Source organism: Nonomuraea sp. PA05 (assembly GCF_008086045.1).
GTDB classification, from domain to species: Bacteria; Actinomycetota; Actinomycetes; order Streptosporangiales; family Streptosporangiaceae; genus Nonomuraea; species Nonomuraea monospora.
In genome coordinates this window covers 201726-221138 of record NZ_VSEY01000013.1, presented here as the reverse complement: position 1 = coordinate 221138, position 19413 = coordinate 201726, and the positions used below count along the sequence as shown (strand labels likewise).

The 19413-nt window shown below is 69.1% G+C and carries 5 protein-coding genes; all 5 read right to left on the bottom strand.

The features are described 5' to 3' along the window. Nucleotides 1-96: 96 nt before the first annotated feature. From FXF51_RS21945 to FXF51_RS21925, 5 genes are read right to left on the bottom strand one after another with little or no spacing between them, the layout of a single operon-like run. On the bottom strand, nucleotides 97-693 hold the full coding sequence (locus FXF51_RS21945; RefSeq protein ID WP_148436393.1) for a hypothetical protein: 597 nt from the start codon (nucleotides 691-693) through the stop codon (nucleotides 97-99). Further along, on the bottom strand, nucleotides 690-1163 hold the full coding sequence (locus FXF51_RS21940) for a hypothetical protein (protein WP_148436392.1): 474 nt from the start codon (nucleotides 1161-1163) through the stop codon (nucleotides 690-692). The genes FXF51_RS21945 and FXF51_RS21940 overlap by 4 nt, the downstream gene beginning before the upstream one ends. Next, complete coding sequence (locus tag FXF51_RS21935; RefSeq protein WP_187414500.1) at nucleotides 1148-18577, bottom strand: hypothetical protein; 17430 nt, start codon at nucleotides 18575-18577, stop codon at nucleotides 1148-1150. Before FXF51_RS21935 ends, FXF51_RS21940 begins: the two co-directional genes overlap by 16 nt. Beyond that, a complete protein-coding gene (locus FXF51_RS21930) occupies nucleotides 18574-18918 on the bottom strand; it encodes a hypothetical protein (RefSeq protein ID WP_148436390.1) in 345 nt (114 codons plus the stop codon). Before FXF51_RS21930 ends, FXF51_RS21935 begins: the two co-directional genes overlap by 4 nt. Beyond that, nucleotides 18915-19322 carry a YbaB/EbfC family nucleoid-associated protein gene (locus FXF51_RS21925; protein WP_262379721.1) on the bottom strand — a complete coding sequence of 136 codons (408 nt, stop codon included), beginning with the start codon at nucleotides 19320-19322 and terminating at the stop codon, nucleotides 18915-18917. Before FXF51_RS21925 ends, FXF51_RS21930 begins: the two co-directional genes overlap by 4 nt. Nucleotides 19323-19413 lie beyond the last annotated feature (91 nt).

Sequence of the window (19413 nt, the reverse complement as noted above, 5' to 3'; positions counted from 1 at the left end):
ATGATCTGCGCTCGATGCCCAGACATCCTGCGCTCCCCGCCAATCACACCAAGGGGCGGGCCGTGAAGGGGCGCCTCGACCGGGTTGGCGTGCTCGTCATGGCCCCGTACGGTGGTGGGGCGCGCGCGGAGAAGACGTGGACCGGCGTAGTGCACGCAGGGTCTGCTCGGCGACGGCCTGGTTCACCGCTGGGCACCGGAAGCCCTGCGCGGCGATGTGCGCGCAGAGCTCCTCATCCGGACGGATACCGTGCTCTTCGAGGTAGTAGATGATGGTGTCCGTCCACACCCAGGTGCCGTCGGTCCGGAAGGTGAGCGGCACCACCGCACCCCGCGCCGGGTCGAGCCGGTCGAGGTCCAGGTGCGTGGTCGAGAGTACGGCGGCCCCGGCCTTCAGATAGCCGGTCAAACGCGGATCGTGCACCCGTGGACGGCCGGGCAGGAAGTACGGCACACCGTCCCTCACCCCGTCGAACACCCTGGCCACCGAGATCTCAGGAACGATCTCCACGTACCCGTTGCTCCACCCGCGTAGCCTGTCGAAGGCTTCGGCCGCGGTCCAGCCCCGGGAGGCGGCCATCGTCTCGATCATGGCCTGAACGTCGGCCGAACTGTACTCGAGCAGGTCTCCGTCCCGCCTCAGCGTGCCGATGACCACGTCCGAGCTGATCTCCACCACCTTGAGCCCGCTCATACGGGCCTCACCTGAACGAAGCCCGCCTGCCCGAGGGTCGACAGTAGCGTGGACTCGTCGGTGGGGTCGATCCAGACGATGTTGCCCGTCGGTCTCGGCGGGGGACAGTGGGTGGTGACGAGCACAAGAGGCACGGCCGCGCTCCAGTGCCCAGCCGAAGGCGGTCGCGCGCGGTCGGCCAGGATCGCCTCACGCTCGGCAGCGGTGCATCCGCCGAACGGTCCTTCGGCGGCCAGCGTCGCTTGCAGCCGCGCCGCGGCGGCGCGGGCGAAGGCTTCCCTGTCCTCCAGAGTGCCCGAATAGCTGGGGATGAGTTCGGCGATCAGCTCCGCGTGCTCATCACCGTAGATTCGCCACCAGCCGTCCACGACCTCGTAGGTGTACTCGGAGCCGTCGGCCTTCATCGGCTGTGGAGGCGGAGCCTCGGCAGCGGAGGTGTTCCTGATGCGTACGCTCATCTCGGTGCCCATCGTCCGTCGTCCGAGGCCGCCTGCCACTGGTTGATCGCGAACAGGGCGGTCAGTTGTTCCTTGTCAGCCTGACGGGTGAACAGGGTGTTCACCATGTCGATGAAGGAGGCCGCGTCCTCATGAGGGCTCCGATCGCTTTCGAGGTGGAGGCCGAGCTGCTCGCGTGGAGGCAGGTACTCCCCGCCGTGGAGGGCGTAGTTCACCATGGCCACGGCGAGCTTGACCCGCGCCTGGATGATCGAGGGGTCCAGGTGCCCGTCGTTGTGGCGGAACTCGACGTGGTCGTCGTCCGTGCCGACGACGCTGGACAGGTTGAGTGCGGAGGGACGGTTGTTGGCGGCGCGCAGCGCCGCCGGGGAGGTCTCAGCGGTGCTGGTGAGCATGTTGGGCTGGCACGCGTGGTAGGGCCGGTGCATGCCGTAGGGATCCCTGGGATCCTGCCCCAGCCGGAACAGTACGTCCTCGTAGCCGTAGTAGAGCGCCAGCAGCCGGTGCAGCGCGTTCACGTCGGCGCCGAGGCGGGGAGCGCCGACGTGGATGTGTCCGCCGGCGTCCGGGGTGATCTCGCCGCCGTGCGACCGGATGATCTCCGTGATGAGGGGCAGCTCTGCCCACGTCCGATCGGTGTCGCGCAGGATACCGGTGATGAACTCGCCGCCGAGACGATCGCCGATGCTCTCCCACTCCATGTGTGAGCGGCCGGTCATCGAGGCGGGAGCGCGGTGGTGCGGGAACACCTCCGGACTCGCGGCCAGCCCCGCCCGGTACAGCTCACGGGCCATCGCGGCGATGTCCTCGTGCCAGGCCCCCATGTCCCCGCCCACGTGAGTGAATTCCAGCTCCAGCCCGAACCCCAGGTCCAGGTTGATCGCGTCGCGGGTCATGTACGGCACGGCGGACGCGACGTCCTCGCCGCCGGCCAGTCGCCGGGTCACGTCCTGGACGATCTCGTTGTGGTCGTCGAAGTCCCAGCCGAAATGATGCTGGACCCGAGCCGGCGCGGGAGCCGCCGGAGCGATCAACGAGATGTCGCCCTTGGCGTGCATGCCGATGTGGTAGAGCTGGTCCAGCGCCGCGTCGTAGGCGACGTGGAAGCCGGAGTGCTGATAATGGGGACGCAAGGACTGCATGACCTCCATGAGGAATTCCACGTCCTGCCGGCTCAGCGGGTTGTCCACCCACACGGCATGGCCGTCGGCGTTGCGTGCGACGAAATTCCCCCCAAGAGCTCGCCCCGGGTGTAAGGACTTCGGCTTCTCGAGAGGAAGGGCGCGGCCATGGTCGTAACCCGCGAGGCCGCGGTCTGTGATTCTCAAGTTGCCCTTGTGCCGGTCCTCGTTGAAGACCAGCAGATCGAGTAGTTCGATCAGGATGGCGCCCCGCAGATTTCTCGCGTTGATGTCCGGGAGAGGGAAGCCATGGACGTACTCCATGAAGACCGCCTTCGGGTCTGACGGGTGCGCGACCACGACAGGGACGTCGGCGCCGATGTGCCGCCCCACCATCGCCGCGAGTATCTCCGCTTTGACCTGCTGGATACTTGTTCGCTTCCGAACGACTCTGACGCCGTTGCCTACATCGAGATGTTCCACCGTGCCGTCCACGCCCTGTTCCGCGAACATCTGCCAATCGGCCGGCCGGGCGGCCAGTGCCGCTTCGAGCAGGGACGGGGGCAGGCCACGCCGATGAGCGGCTGGTGGTGGCGTGACCGAGGCCGGCCGGTCGGGCGTCGCCACCGGGGCTGCGGGGTGAGCCTGGAGCCACTGCCCGTTGTCGTCGCGCGGGAAGAGCGGCCGGCCGTCCGGGGTGTACTCCTGCACCGCCGCGGTGTGCGGGTGCCTGTCGGCGCCGATGTAGACGATCTCGTTGCCGGCGAGGATCGACCGGCCGATGCGGTCCGCCAGCTCCTGCAGCACTGCCTGGTTCCGCGCCGTTTCGCAGCCCAGGATGCGTATCCAGGCGTTGGGCTCGCCGATCACGCGCGGGTCGTGGGCGAGCATGGTGGCCAGGTCGGCCGCGCTGAGCCGTTGCGAGCCGATGAGGAACCCGGTGCCGTCGCCGGCGATCGCCACGTCGATGATGCCTGTGGACGGCCGTAGCAGGCGCGGATCGGCCGTCGGCATGACCGAAGAGCTCTCGTCGCGATACCAGATGCCTGCGCTGACCTCTTGACGATGGGCGAAGATCAGGCCCCGATGCCGGTCGCTCAGCGGTGCTGCGGAGATCCGGCCGGCCATGCCGGCGGGCGCATCACCAGGGCTGACGTCCGCGAGGGGCGGAGGCGGGACGGTGCGCGCCGGCCGGGCGCCTCTGATGACCTGGGTCGACGGGTCGTCAGGCAGGGACGCGAGCGCGGGACTGAGCCAGGCCCGCAGCTGTTGCGCCGCGGTGGCGGAGGTGTCGGCGGGCAGAAAGATCAGCAGACGTCCCGGTGACCGGCCGGCGTTGCCGGCGCGCAGGTTGCCTTGCGGGCTGATCTCGATCGGGCCGTCGGCGGTCAGCACGATCCGCCCGGTGAATCGGGCGAGGCTCTGCGCGAAGGCCGTGGTTCCGTCGTGCGGGCCGGTGAGGAGTATCGCGGCGTCCGGCGGCAGGCTGGGAGAGCTCAGCAACATCGCCGAGACCACTTCGGCCGGGAGAGGCCGGCCGTTGACCACCATGCCGTTCTCGGAGTAACGGCCCTCGACCACGAAGGCGCCGTCGACGGGACGGGCCGCGGGGCGCGCGTCGTCCGAGCCGCTGCGGACGCGCATGCCCGCTTGAGTTTCACTGACCGCGTTGTGAAGCTGGGGCGCCAGTTCGTTCGCCAGGCCGGGGGTGAGTCCGATCGCCGGCGTGACCACGGGCTCCGTCCTGGTCTGAGCGGGCTGCTGGATGAGGATGTAGTGGGTCTCGCCGTCATCAGTGGTCAGCACGGCCGTAACGGCGAATCGCACACCGGATCTGAACAGGGCGTGATGCGGCTTGCCCGACAGGTCACCGACCGGGACGTAGTCGGACGCCAGGATTGTCACCCTGACGCCGTGAGGCGCCTCGGCGAGCTGGGCGACGTTGTCGACGCCGTCGAGCAGAGTGTCCACGGTGAACTCCGCGCCGGGCCGGATCCCATGAGGAATCACGCTGTCGGGCAGCCGGGCGAACACGTATCCCTCCCTGCTCGGCAGTTCCGCCAGCTCCGCATCGGCGCGGGAGATCACGTCACTCTGGTGCTGGGCGTTCACGTGCGGCAGGTGGCCGTTCCGCAGGAGGTCGCCCAGAAGGGGACCAGGGGGAGGGCGCCATGGGGGCACGCGATACTCGACGGTCGCCGCGGGGCCGGCGAGCGCGAGCGGGATCAGCCGGGTCTCGTCGGAGCCGGTGAACCTGCTCAAAGTTCTGAGTATCCGGTCGTACTGGCTATTGAGGCCGAGCCGGTCGAAGATGCCGCGAAGTGCTTCGAAGCGGGCGGTGAGGTCGGCGACGTCAGAGGCCGACAGCACCGGCGCGCCCACTCGGAACTCCCAGTCGAAAGCCTCGCCGAAATGGATCAGGAGGGGGTTGGCGTCGAGCAGCCGCCGCAGCGTCGCGTGGTCCATCGGCTGGTTACGGCTCAACATGATGTACAGCGCCCGGGTGGCCAGTCGGGCCTGTGCCTCGGCGGTGGGCTCCAGAGGGTCCGTGAGCGCTTCGTAGACGATGAACGGAGTGCCGCGGTGGGAGCCGGGCTTGCCGTCCGTGACTTCGTGAGCCTCTTCGAGTCTCGCTTCGTACTCGTCCGCCGCGGCGCTGGTCGGGAACTCGTGGCGCAGCGCCCGCTGACCATCACCGAAGACCACCTCGGCCGTGCGACCGGATACGTTGATCACCTCGCGGATGCCAGTGGCCAGGCTCGCCCGCAGATCGTTGCTGCCATGGGTGCGCCACACATACGCCGCCGCCTCGTCCATGTCGACCGCTGGGCCTTCGAGACCGAGCGCCTTCCTCACGAGGGCACGGACGAGCACCTCCGACGCTGCGAAGAAGGGGATCTTCTGGGCCTGCGACCCATCGGCGAACGTGACCACGGTTCGCAGCTCCGGTCTCGACACGGCCTCGACCAGCTGCTGGACGTTGTGACGCAGGCGGCGAGCCGCGTTGATCAGCCGGTGCCCGGGGATGGGGCCCGTGCTTGCCCGGGTGGCGGGCGGATGTTCGTCCATGCCCCTGAGCCGGCCGATGTCGCCGAGGCGCAGGAGTTGCCCCTGCGCGGCGGCGATGACGCTTTCCGCACCGATCGCGTTGACGGCGAGCGGACCGCCGGCCAGCGATTCGTGCCGTGCCATGATTTGACCGAATTGGGGGAGAAGGCCCAGCTCGGCGAAGTCCGTGCGCAGGTCCTCCAGCATGCTCCTCAGCGTCTGGACGTCCGACGGGGACAGCGGGTTGCTCAGCCACTCGCGGTTTCCAGAAGCGTCCTCGCGCAGGAACAGCTCCAGGAGGGCGGTGCTGTCCGGGTGCAGGTGGAAGGTCGGCTCGGTGACGAACGGTGTGACATCGGCCAAGGCGACCAGGTATCCGGTCAGCACCGCTTCGCGGGTGCCCAGGAAGCCGGACGAGGCGTCGGCGGGTGTCCAGCCGATCAGAATGTTCAGGTCGCCGGCCGCTCTGGCGTTCGAGATCAGTCCCAGGCGGCCGGCCAGTTGAGCCATGAGCAGGGCGATGTTCCGCTCCTGACGGGTCGAGTGCTCCAGGAGCAGTGCCGGAGAGTCGTCGCTCAGCGTCACCTTGGAGAGGTTCGCCCCGATCTGTTCCGGTTCGCTCCCGACATCCGGAGCCGGCGGCTGTTCGGCATCCCAGTTGATCAAGTCGTCGACGGAGAGTGCGGAGGTGGGTCCGTCGAGGTCGTTCCGGAGTGCGGTGATCTCTTGGGCGAGCCGGTCGGCGGTGGTGGTGTCGCCCTCTGCCAGGGCCGCCTCGTGTTTGCGGTTGAGGTAGCGCAGTTCGTTGCGGCGGGCGGTGGCGCATTCGTCGCGGGTGGGTTGTCCGGGTGTGTGGGTGTGTGCTTTTTCGAGTTGGTGTTGGATGACGTCGCTGATTTCGTGGAGGACGAGTCGTGCGACTTGGTTCTGGTGGACGCGGGGGGTGAGGGTCATGGTGAAGGTGCGGGGGGTTTGTTCGGCTTGGGTCTGGCCGAGGTAGCCGCCTTCGACGGGGCCGATCTGGATGGTGAAGTGGAGTTCGCCCAGGGTGGTGTGGTGGATGACGAGTTCGGTGTCCGACTGCCAGGTGATGGCGGTGACGGCGTCGCCCAAGTCTTCCGGGAGCAGGTTTCCGTCGCTCAGTTGTCTGGCTTCGGCCGGCGTGAGGTCGTCGGGGCTGGTACGGCCGTCCGGGATGAAGCTGGAGGCCTCGTGCGGTGAGCCGTGGGTGACCGCACCGCCGGCAGGGCCGTCAGTCCCATCCGTCATCTCGCGTTCCAGTTCCTTCGCTGTCGCGAGCCGGCGCGCGAGCTGCTCCGCTCTGCCGCGGTTCAGCAGGGCCGTACCGCTCAGCTTGGATTCCAGCTGGTTGATCTCATCGATGACGGCCCTGCGTATCGTCGCCGGACCCGTTTCGCCGGGCAGGGCGGACACGGCGGCCGCGACGCTCATAAGGTACTGAACCAGTCGCCTCTCGACAGGTGCCGCGGCGTCGCGCGCCAGCATGTCGTTGATCGCCGCGTACAGCAGCCGCGGACGCGGCGGAACCTGGCCGAGCAGGAGGCCGGCCAGGGACGCGAGCGCATCAAGCGAGCGGGCGTCGACGACGTGCCCGGACGGCACCTCGTGGATCTCGCGCGCTGTCTCCATGAGCGCGTCGGTGTACTCCAGATGCCACCCGGTCAGCCGTGGCTCGTGGCGGAACAGCCACTGCATGAATTCCAGCAGGCTGAGATGTTCGCGCAACGAACGCTCGCCTCTGGGGAACACCGCCGCCAGATGGCCCATGTCGACGGGGTGACGTCCGCCGGGAGCCCCCTCCGGGCGGGTCCACTCCCCGGCGGGGTGCGCGCTGGCGGGCGGTGACGCGCTCGCGGCGATCTCGCGTTCCAGATCCTCCGCAATGGCGATCGCCTGTGTCAGCGCCGCCACCGAGGTGGGGTGAAGCCGCGGAGCCTGACGCAGGTCCAGCATCAAGCGGTAGACGTTGTTGACGACAGCCCTGTGCACCGTCGCGGGGCCCGTCTCGCCGGCCAGGGGAGACACTGCGGCCGTGGTCTTTATGAGATATCGGGTCAGGGCGTTGTGGACGGGCGATGAGAGGTCGCGTCCCAGTAGCCGGTTGATCTCCTGGCGCAGCACCTCATGGTGCGGCATCGCACCGGGCGCCAGGCGGCCGCACAGATGGTTGAGCCAGCCCAGCTCCGGAAACACGAAGGAGTGCTCGGGCCCTGTCTCGAAGATCTCCCGCGCCGCCTCGATGAGCGTTTCCGTGTACTCCAGATGCTGCCGGTCGAGCGTCGGCCGGGGCAGGTAGGAGAACAGCCCCGCCATGCGGTCGAGGAGCATGAGGTGGTCCAGCAGCGGCCGGTCTCTCGCGGGGAAGGTGTCGAGCAGGCCGCCGATGTCGCGGGGAAGATAGGCGTTGCGAACGTAGGCGGGACGCGTCCACTCCTCGGCGTCCACCGGGGTGAGCGGGCGGCGGAGGGGAACTTTCGCCCGCGCGTCACCGTCCGGGATGAGCGCGTAGAAGTGCTCCAGATAACGGTCACGCAGGCCGGTGATCTCGGTGACCCAACGGCCGTCCCTGTCGAGGATCGGCAGGCGCCTCGACCATCGGAGCGACCCGTTCCCCGCCAGGTTGGCGTCCGCGCGGACCCCCGGGGCGCCGAGCCACTCCATGCCGGGGACCCCTCTTTTGACGTATTCGTCGAACAGGCCGAGCAAGTGCAGCACCTCGTGCGCGAACACCACGGGCTCCTGCCGTGCGTACCAGTTCATGTAGTGAATGGGCTCGCGCCGGCGGTAGGCCGCCAGTTGCTCCAGCGGCGTGCGGATCAGCTCGCCGTCGCCGTACCAGCTCCGCCGGTCGGCGTAGTCGGCGGCCATCGTGCCGGAGCCCGCGCGAAGTTTGATGACCCCTTCGGGCGGAACGGATTCCGGCGCGGGGACGAACTCCACCCGGACGTGCAACTGTGACCCGTCGGGCAACTGGTGTTGATGGTTGTAGTAGAGGTCGACGCCGTTGAGCAGGTTGGCGTGGGCGAGGGCGATCTGGTCGGGGCCCACGTCGGGATCCGCACGGTAGAGCACCCGCAGCGTGAATTCCGTGACCGGGCGCGTCGAGCCCTGCCACGGCACCAGCATCCGGCGTACTTCGACGCGGACCGCCCCTGACGTGGAGGGCTCGATGATCTCCACCGGGATGGGCGTGGCAGATGCGCGCAGGTCCTCCCACTGGTGGGCCCAGGGTGATTCGCGCGGATCGTAGACGTTCGCATACCGCTCTCCTGGCCAGATAGCCGGGTTCATGTTGAGCTGGGGCGTGCGTGTCGAATGGGCGGGTCCGTCGAGGTCGTTCCGGAGTGCGGTGATCTCTTGGGCGAGCCGGTCGGCGGTGGTGGTGTCGCCCTCTGCCAGGGCCGCCTCGTGTTTGCGGTTGAGGTAGCGCAGTTCGTTGCGGCGGGCGGTGGCGCATTCGTCGCGGGTGGGTTGTCCGGGTGTGTGGGTGTGTGCTTTTTCGAGTTGGTGTTGGATGACGTCGCTGATTTCGTGGAGGACGAGTCGTGCGACTTGGTTCTGGTGGACGCGGGGGGTGAGGGTCATGGTGAAGGTGCGGGGGGTTTGTTCGGCTTGGGTCTGGCCGAGGTAGCCGCCTTCGACGGGGCCGATCTGGATGGTGAAGTGGAGTTCGCCCAGGGTGGTGTGGTGGATGACGAGTTCGGTGTCCGACTGCCAGGTGATGGCGGTGACGGCGTCGCCCAAGTCTTCCGGGAGCAGGTTTCCGTCGCTCAGTTGTCTGGCTTCGGCCGGCGTGAGGTCGTCGGGGCTGGTACGGCCGTCCGGGATGAAGCTGGAGGCCTCGTGCGGTGAGCCGTGGGTGACATCGCCGTGAACCAGGTCGTCGGGATCGGTGGCGACCGGCCAGCTGGGCGCCGCCGGCTCGGGCCGGGGGATGGCGAGCCGGCTCAGCTCTCTCCGCACGTGCTCGGCGAGGCTGCCGTTGGCGTCCGTCCTGGTGCGCTCGTGCAGTTCGTGCAGGTCGATGCCGTGCTGCTCGGCTGCCGCGATCAGCGGGGACGGCAGGCCGGCGAACCGCCTCGCGAAGGCATCGTCGCCGCCGATGGAATACAGCCGGCCGTCGGGGGTGGCGATGAAGGTCTGCGGCTGACGGCCGGCGAGGTGGACGGTGACCCGGACGTCGGTCTCGCGCTCGCGGGACAGCAGCTGGGCCATCCTGAGCTGCCCGTACGAGGCGATGGACTGGCCGGGCACGTTCCGCACGCGCTGCTCAGCGAGGGCGGCGACCGGGGCCGGGGTTTCCGCCTGCCTCTGGATCGCCCGCATGACCTCGTCGAAGAGGATCACGTCGACGTCGCCCGTCGCGACGTGCCGCGCCGGCGTGACGTGCGACGGCTTCAGGTCGGTGTCCGGGTCCGACCAGACCTCGAAGCGTACGTGGTAGTCGACCCGGAACCTGACAGAGGAGGCGTCGCCCTCCTCGAAGACGCTGGTCTCGGCCCGGTTGCCGCCGCTGACCGATGAGCTGTCGACGATCAGGTCACGGTTGCCGGCCGCCAGATCGCCCGTCATATCAGGTGGCAGGAACTCGTCACGTCCGTCGCTGCCGAAGGCGACTCCGGTCGGACGCAGCCGGGTGCGGTCCGCGCTCGCCGAGGTGGTCCACTGCCGGCGGTCGGCCTGGCCGATCTCGGTGGCTTCGAGACCGGCGGCGATCACCACGGGTTCGGACAGCACCGCCCCGAGGTGGATGCGCACGGTCGTTCCGTCGTTGCCGGGCACCTGGAGCACCATGTACCCGTCCTTGGCGGTCATCCGCTCGAACAGGCTGTTCCTGAAATTTCCTGATAACAGCCGGGCCAGCGCCTTCGCGTCGGAGGGGTGGAGGTTGACACCCAGCTCGTCCTTCAGCCTCTGCTCGATGGTTGCCGCGAGGTTCCTGACGCGGGTGGTCTCGACGGCGAAGTTCTCGGGTACGGGAATCAGCCGGGGATCGGGGACGGCGGGTGCGGGAGCGGCGACTGTGCCGGGGCGCGCGACCATGCCCGCCGGGATGAGCCTGTCGATGGTGCCCGACACGTGCCTGGAGGCCGACCGCGGCAGCCGCGGGACTCCCTGGCCCGGTCGCGCCTTCTGCGTCTTGGGAACTCTCCGCACCTCGATGGAGAGCCTGATGCCCTGGCGCACCTCCCCCAGGGGACCCCTGAACGAGGCCACCCGCTGCACCCGGGTCTGCTGCGCATTGCTCGCGCCCTTGCCGGTATGCCCGCGGTTGACGCCTGTGGCGCCTGAGTCCTTGTTCTCCGACGCTTCCTGGCCCAGCTTGCCGCTCGGGCTGACGGCCGCGCTCGAGGACTCGGAGACGTTCTCCTCGAGCATGGAGTAGGTCTGGAAGATCTGGCCGTAGTCGAAGACCTCTCCCCGGTACGCCACATCCTCGCCCAGCTCAGCCCGTACGGTGACCTCCAGCAGGTCCTCGACCCCGTCGATCTCGACGGTGTAGTCGTTGCCCGGCGAGTCCGGGTCGAGCATGCTGTCGATCTTCCCCAGCCAGGTCTCGCGGGAGAAGTCGGTCATCAGGCCCCGCCACAGCTTGGTGTCCTGGTCGAGTGCGCCCGGCGCCACCTCGTTGACCGCGTCCCTGATCTGGCTCAGCAGGTCCACGTCCGTGTCCGGTTCTCCGGCGGGGTGGAGGTCGACCTGTTTGACGGTGCTCATGCCGATGGAGTCGCTGTAGTTCGGCGCCAGTTCGCCGGGGACCTCCCCGTTCTCCAGCCGCTTGGCGTCGGCTTCCAGCTTGCCCATGACGTGGGAGTAGAACTCGGCCTTGCTCAACAGGCGGTCGCGAGTGTCGTCGGCCGTCTCGCTCGGCGGACCGGGAGACACGCCCGGCGGCAGCAACTCGGTGAGCCGGTCGTCAGGGAACAGCTCAAGGAGCCGGGCCAGGGCCCGTCCAGTCGTGTGCCACGCGGTGAGGGGAACGCCGGGCACCACCGGCCAGCCCGCGTTCCGCTTCCGCGCGTCGGCCAGGTCCGCAAGGTAGCGGTTCAGGAACCTGACCGCGATCCGGCGGCTGAGCTGCAGGTCGCCGCTCATCAGCCGTTCGGCCGCGTCGGCCGCCTGGTGCAGGGGCAGCTTCACCTCTCCGCTCGCGTACAGGTCGAGCGCGTCGCGCTCGGCGAGCTGGTAGACGACGGTACCCCTGTGTGCCTCGGCGGCCTCGCCGCCGACGCCCGCGGTCAGTCCCGAGGTGACGTCCATCGCGAAGAGGTACTGCTTGCCCGTGTCGATGCCCAGCCGCTCCGGCCCGGCGATGACCTTCCGCTCGTGTGCCGAGGTCGTTGATCGAGAGCCTCCGGCACCGCCCTCGGAGCCCACCTGTCCCGGCAGCGGCACCCCGGTCGTGATTCCAGCCCCTTGAGATGCGGACCGTTGGGCGGAGCCGGCGTGGGAGCCGAGTGTGAGGTTGATGTCGCCGACCACCAGATCGGTGGCCGACAGGAAGCGGGACTCGCCCGGTGCCAGGGACAGGGAGACCGGCTCGTTCCGCGGTTCACCGGTCGCCGTCAGGGTGTCCACTCCCGTGCGGTGGCCGGAGGAGAACCTGTCGGTGGAGTCGGAGGAGAACACTTCGGGGTGGCTGATCACATTGCGTACGTCGAAGAACGCCGCCAGATGCTGGAACAGGGGCGAATCGCGGTCGATCGGGTCGGCGAGCTCATCCGCGGCGTCCGTCGCCGTGTCGCCGACGTCGAGGTGGACGACTCTGGCCAGCCCCATGGCCTTCCGCGACGTCGGATGACGAGGGCTTTCCGGCCGGGGGTGCCCGTCCTTCGACGGAGCGAGAGGAAGGAGATCGGCGGGAAGCAGGACCCGCGCGTCACCGGCTTGATCCTCGACGAGGTGATCCTCGTGGCCCGGGCCGAGCAGCAGATCGACACTGACGGTGTGCCGGATGCGGAAGACGGCGGTCAGTCCACCGCTCTCCATGAGGACGACCTGATTGACGGTGCTTCCCGTGACGGTCGTGGCCTGGCCGCTCTCGCCTTGACTGTAGGAGCCGTTCACTCCTCCGACGTCGGCCCCGGGGTCGTTGGTGAAACCCTCACCGGCCTTCCAGGTGGTCTGCGAAGACGTGCCGTGAGTGTGCGACGTGACATAGGTGTCCGAGCCGATGTCCAGGTTCACCACCGGCTCGGCGTCGGTGACACCCTGGTAATCGACATGATCGAAATCCTGCGACAGCTTGATGCGCAGGGTGTAGTGCCTGGCCGCGAGGCCCTCCCCGTGATGGACCAGGTTGATGAACAATCCTTCTTGCGCGGCCTGGTCGTAGCCCGCCTCCAGGCGCGACGCCGAGAACTGTTCGGCGATGAGCTGCTCGTTGGCGATCTGACTCGCCCTGACCCAGGGGAGCGAGGAGTAGGCGGGCACGCCGTTCTTGAGCTTGGGCAGCAGGCCCTTGGCCCGTAGCTGTTCCTCGACACGTGCACGGATCGTGTCCATGCCGGTGATCTGCTGTACCAGTGCGGGGCCCGCGCCGCGGGTCTGTCCCGGGCCGTCGCCGTACCAGGAGGGCAGCTCACCGACTCTGCCAGGCGGATCTGCCGCGACGGGATCGTCCCTGAGGAGGACGGTTCCGTCCGGGTCGTGCCCGGCCTCCGCCGCCGCATCGACCGGCAGGCCGTAGCGGTAGGCGTCCGGTTCCGGAATGCGGAACAGCCCGGTGCTCGTACCGGAAACGGTACGCACCGTGTGCGAGCCCGTGCCGAACAGCTGGATCGTCACGGTGTGCTCCAGGTCCAGCAGATAGCCCTGGGTATGGCCTGCCCAGCGCTGCACGCTCGGATGGATCGCCACCGCGTTCGCGCTGGTGGACACCGAAGACGATTGCCCCCGATCGACTCCCGCGCTGACGTGCGGAGGGAAGTTCCCGGCGGGGTTGCCCTCCGGATCCACGTTGGCGCCCACCTCCAGTCCGAGGCCTCCGTCGTGGCTGTCGGACCGGCTCTGGCCCGCGTTGGAAGACGCGTTGCGCAGGCGCTCCTGGTGCTGCTTGGTGGTCGGGCCGCCGACGAGCTCGCCGTCGGACACCACTCTGGTGCGCACCGTCACCAGGCCTACTACTTGGCCGTTCACCGTGATGGCGCGGCGCAGACCCGACGGGTCGTTCATGGCCTCACCCAGGTAGCTGGGCAGGTCCTCGGTGATCGTTGTGGTGATCTGGTCACGGGCCACGGGGCTGAGCCCGGCGCTCGCGAGCCGGTCGGTCACCTGGCCGGCCAGCGTGGGCAGGCCGGTCATACTGGAGGCGACGTGCTCAGGAAAGGGACCCCGCCGCCGGTCCGCTTCCGGAAGCTGGATGGTCTCGGCAGGGCCGGACAGGTAGGCATGAGAGACCCACAGGCTCTGACGCGCGGTTTCGTCATCGGCGGGCAGCGCTCGCCGCACCGGGCGGCCGGACGGCGTGAGCAGTTCCACCTCCCAGGTGGCTCTGGCGTCGAACATCGCGGCCATGCCCCGGTTGTCCTCGACGTTGCCGCCCAGCGCGGTGCTCTGCGCCGAGGTGGTGACCGTGTGGCCGCGACCCCGTCTGGCCTTGGCGTTCAGCACACCGAAGTGCGCCACTGCCCTGGCGAGGTCGGCATACAGGGAAGCGCCGATCGGAATCGCGTCCAGCAAAGCTCGGATCCAGGCCATCAGGGGCAGGTTCATGTTGCCGCTGAGCGAGCGGAGGTCGGTCGTGGCGGTCTGGCCGCCGCCCTGACGCAGCAGCCCGAACATGGTCTCGGAGTGGGAGCTGTCCGGTCGTGCGACCTCCTTGAGGTCGTCCAGCTTCAATCGGAGCCGAAGCTGCGCGCCGGTGGTCGTGTTCAGGCGCAGGATCATGCCGTCCGGGGAGAGCGCGGTGTGGAAGGCCTGGCGGATCGACCAGCGCAGCTCCTCCTCGGTGATCCGCGCGGCCACTCCCTGCTGCGTGAGCAGCTCGTTGACCGCTTCGGTCAGCGCGGTGAGGTTCGCGACCGGGCCCGCGATCTTGCTCCCGGTCAGCGCCTCCACGGGCGGCAGCGTCGCCCGGTACACCGAGTCGTAGGTCTCCTCGCGAGTCGTCAGCTCTCGCAGAGCCTGCTCGACCTGCGGGGTCGCGGGATCGTGCGGCGTGGTCACCTCGTCCAGGGCGGCCAGCGCCGGTTCGATGGCTTGGAGCGCGTGCAGGGCGGCGGTCGCGGCGGCCGCGTACTGCTCTTCCATGCGGAGGTGGTGGACCAGGGTGGATTCCGCCACCCTGGCGTTCGCCTCTTCTCTGCGAACGCGTTCGCCGGCGCTGTCGTCGCGCTTGCGCGCGTGTTTCGTCGCCTTGTCCCGGGCTTCGAGCAGGTCCAGGTTCGCTGTCTCGGCGTCGCGCCAGTGCCTGAGACTGAGGTCGGCGTTGTGCCGGTAGGCGGCCTCCAGCGCCTCGGCTCTTTCCTGGATGTGGGTCCGGAGCCGTGTCTGTGCCGTGGACGGCACCTCGGACAGTCCGGGAAGGCCGGGTGGCATCGCCGGTGGAAGCTGGTCGATCTCCTGTTGATAGCGGTGCAGGGCCGCGGCGGCCGCGTCCGTGAGGACGCTCAACCGGCTGTAGTCGATCGATGTTCCCGCGATCACCTCGGCCAGCAGGTCGGCGAGCTCCTGGTGAGCGTCGCGGGCGGCTCTCGCCAGCTCCCAGGCCGTCTGCTGCAACTCGGCGACGCGGCTGAGGTTTTCCGCCCTGGTCTGCCACAGGCGGGCCTCGCCACGGCGCTGGGCGGCCAGGGCTTCTGCCGCGAGGGCGTAGGCGTGGCCGGCCGCCAGGTTGTAGGCGGTCACCGAATCGCCCTGGGTCGTGACGACCTCACCGAGCGCCTCGACGGTGGCGCGCAGTGCCACGGCCGCGCTCTTGCGGCCGGAAACCTGATCGAGCAGGGCACGGTGCAGCTCGTCGATGTTCTGGGCGCCGCGCGTGCTCGCCGCCCGATCCTGCGCCGTGATCTGCCGGTAGTGCCGCTCGTAGGTGGCGCCGAGCCGTAGCAGCTGTGTGACCAGCACGTCCGGCGGAGCGAGCACCACCCGCGCCGCGTCCACCTCGTCCAGGAGGCTCTGATAAGTTTCGGCGGCTCGCACCGCTGAGGCTGCCGCGGCCTGCTGATCCGCCGCCGTGCCGGGTGAGGTCCACGCCGCGCCGGTGAGGCCGGAGGCGACGGCATGCAACGCGGCGATGTGCCGGCGGAGCGCTTCCGGATCCTGCGGCCTCTCCGGCAGGGCGGGGACCGTGACCAGCGCCTCCACCTGTTCCTCATACAGCTGGTGGAGCAGGCGAGCGGTGTGCAACGCCTGGGCGAAGTCAGTCACCCGCGTGGTGGAACCGGTCGCGGTGTGGAGGAGCGACTGAGCGTTCTCGTAAGCGGCCCTCGTCCGCGAGACCGCGGTCAGCAGCGGGTTCGCAGCCGTGCCGGTCGCCGCCATCGCCTGCAGTTGGAGCGCCATCTCGATCTGCAGGAGCCGGTCGATCTGTCCCGCCAGCGCCTGCTCCAGATCGTGTCTGGCCGAGGCGACCGCCTGATCACGTTCGCGCAGCCGGGTGAGCGGGTCGGTCACCGGCGAGGGGGCGGGTACCGGATCCGGCGCAGGGCTGATGGCCGGCAGCCTCGGCAGACCGTGAGCCAGCAGGATGTTGCGCACGGCGTCACGCTGCGCCATGAGGGCGGGCTGCTCGGCGGCGCTCACTTCGCCGATCCTGCGGGTCAGGAACGCTTCCTCGTGCCGGCGGGCCGTCAGGCACTCGTTCCGGCTGGTGAGCAGGGTGCCCAACCGCCGGAGCAGGTGCTGGCGAGGATGGTTCCTGGCGTGCAGGGTGTCGACGATCTCGTGCAGCACCAGCCGGGCCACCTGATCGGGGGCTACGCGCGGAGCCAGGCGTACCTCGTTGACATCGCCCTCACCCACCACGGTACGGCCGAGGTGCCCCCGACGGACCGGGCCCACCTCGAGGACGAACGTCTGAGCAGGCAGGTCGCTGAGCTCGACCACCAGGGTGCCGGGGCCCGTCCAGCGCAGGCCGGTGACCGTCGCCCCGAGGTCGGAGGCGCGGACCTCGGCCTCGAACGCCGCCCTGGCCTCCTGCACGGTGAGCGAGGGCACATCAGGGTGGCGGCCGTCGGCGACGAATCCGCTGTCCTTGTCAGGGCGGCCGGTGACGAGCGCGTAGGCGTCTCTGGTGCGGCGGGCCGCTCCGATCAGCCGGGTGATCAGGCCTGCTGCGGGGGTGCCGTTCGAGGGCTGCTGGATCGGGGCGGGCGAGGCTGACGAGGGCGAGGCCGAGGAGCCGGTGGTGTAAGCCGCCTCGGTGGCGGTGTCGGGCGTGGCGGTGTCGGGCGTGGCGGTGTCGGGCGTGGCGGTGTCCTGCCGGGGGGTGGTGACTTCCGGCGGGAGGACGGTCTGAGGCTCGCCGACACCGTCGGGCCTGTCGGCGGCCTCCGGAGCGGCGGCCACCTCCGGAGCGCTGACCGGTTCTGGGGCGTTGACCGGTTCTGGGGCGTTGACCGGTTCTGGGGTGCTGGTCGGCTCGGAGACGCCGGTCGGCTCCGGGGTGCTGCCTGCTTCCGGTGGTCCTGCGGATACGGCCGAAGGTTCGGCTGGAGCCGGCTCTCCGGTGGGCGTGGCCTGCTGATCGGCGGGCGAACCCGCGTGCCTGGCAGGCTGCGCCTGGCCCGTGCTCTGGTCCTGAATCTCCGGCTTCTCGTCCTGCTGGACAGCCGGAAGGACTTGCCGCGCGTCGGCGGTGTCGTCGTTCTGCGGTCGGTTCGTCTGGTTCGCGTCGGGAGTGATGATGTCGGGCGCCGGTGCGGCTGCTGTCCGCTTCGGGGTGGGATGCGGGAGGACGGGGTCGGTGATCGTGCCGCCCCGGTCGCGTCTGGCCGGGCCGGTGAGGTCGGCCGCCTGCTGCTGGGACGGCAACGCCAGCGCGGCGGAGTTGCCGGGAGAGCCGGGCTGCGGCCCGGCGGGGACGGCGCCGACGGTGGCGAGGCTGTCGGGTGGCGTGGTGATCGCGGTGTCGAACGCGCTGCTCAGGGTGGACATCGGGTTGGCGATCGCCAGCACGACGGACGGATTGAACGGGCTGATGGTGTTGGTGCGTCCGGCGCCGCCGAGGAAGCCGCCGTACATGCCCTCCGCGCCCGGCAGCGAGAACTGGTCGTACACGACGTAGTTGGCGACGATGCTGCCGGCAGGCGAGGCGACCATGTTGTTCAGGCCCGTGTTCAGCGCGCGGCCGGGAAAGCGCAGGAAGGCGTTGCCGACCCCGCTCTTGTCGCCGGCGATCCTGTTCAGCCGGGAGATGCCGGGCAGGTCGTTGGTGAAGCGGGACACCGGCCCGCCGAGCCTGGTGCCGATGACCGCGCCGGTGCCGGCGCCGATCGCCGCGGCCTGGATCTTCTTCCAGTCCCAGGTGTCGCGGGTGCCCATCTTGATCTGCTGGTACTGCGCCCAGACGTCGATGAAGACCTCTTCGGTGATCTCCTCGAACAGTTCGTAGACCAGTGCTCCGTTGAGGAACTTGCTGCCGGTGCCGGCCGCGGCGAGTTTGGTGATCTGGCCGCTCTTGGCTACGGTGCCCGCTCGGGAGGCCGCGAGGGCCAGGCGTTGCATGATCAGGGCGATCCGGCTCGCGCCCGCCGTGCCCGCGCTGCGCAGCAGCAGGCTCGCCAGCGGGGCGAAGCCGGCCGCGACCAGGGCGATGAACGCGGCGATCACCGCCACCCAGAACGCGACGTTGACCGAGAGTTTGGAGTACTGGGTCTCCCGGGCGAAGTTGTCGACCATCTTGGCGTAGGAGAAGGCCTCCTGTGCCTTGGCGACCACGCCGGCCTTGTCGTCGGACAGGGCTGCGAGCCGTTTGAAGACGGCCGGTTTGGCGGGGGATTGGAGGCTGCCGTTGAGGCTCTGCACCGTGGCGGCGGTGGGGTCGAGGGTGCCGATGAGCAGGTTCATCAGCTTGACGTACTCGACGCGCAGTTCCCACAGCTTGCTCTCGCTGCCCTTGGGCCAGCTCTGGCCGGCGGTGAGGAGCGGGATCAGGTGATGGACCACCCAGCCAGGCAACGCCTCGGTCTGCCAGACGGGCTCGACGTCCTTGGTGGCGATGCCGCCGTCGAATGCGTGGGCACTTGCTGCGGGTTTGCGGGCGTCGTTGGCATTGGTTCTGCCCGCCATCATGCCTGGCGGTAAGTGTTCGCGAGGCCGAGCTCGATCGCCTGCTCGGCGGTGAGCGTGTTGGTCACCGTCGCGCGCAGCAGCGGGCCGGAGCCGGAGATCTCCTTGATCAGGTCTTCGGTTTCACGCAGGAACTTCTCCGGGCCGCCGCCGGCCAGGTAGTTCATGTCGAAGGACTTGCCGTCGGCGCCGTCGCCCTGAGGGTGGACGGCGTTCAACGCGCGGATTCGCGCGGCGATGCCGGGCCAGGAGGCGCTCAGGTCGGCCGCCATGGCGTCCCAGTGGTTCAGGCTGGAGGTGATCGTTGCGCGGACGTGCACGTCCGCGGAGTCGCCGGTGGTCATTGGCGGCGTCCTTCCCCCGACATGCCGCTGGAGAGCTGATCCAGCACGGTGTCCAGATCGCCGTCCAGATGGGCGCGCAGTTGTTCGGGCGGTATCACCGGTTCGAACAGCTCGACCAGTTCCTCGACGGCCCTGGCGGCGGCTCGCCGCACCGTGTCGGTGATCGTGTCCGCCAGGCCTCTGGCATCGGGACGCCGGAACACGCGAGGGTCGAGATCCAGCCTGATCAGCTCGCCGCGGACGCTGACGGTGGCCGAGACCAGCCCGTCGAGCGACTTCTCGGTGATCCGGATCGCCTGGGCCCGCGCGTTGAGGTCGCTCGCCTCGCGCTGCATGCGCATGAAAGTGTCGCGCAGCTCATCGGCGTAAGCCCGCAGCCCTGCCACATCACGGTCTTCCAGCAACGCACACCCCCTAGCTGGGGGTGACCATAGCGGCGATGGATCATGGTGAGAAAGGTCCGCGAGCACCTTCTGCGTCACATGCCAACAAACG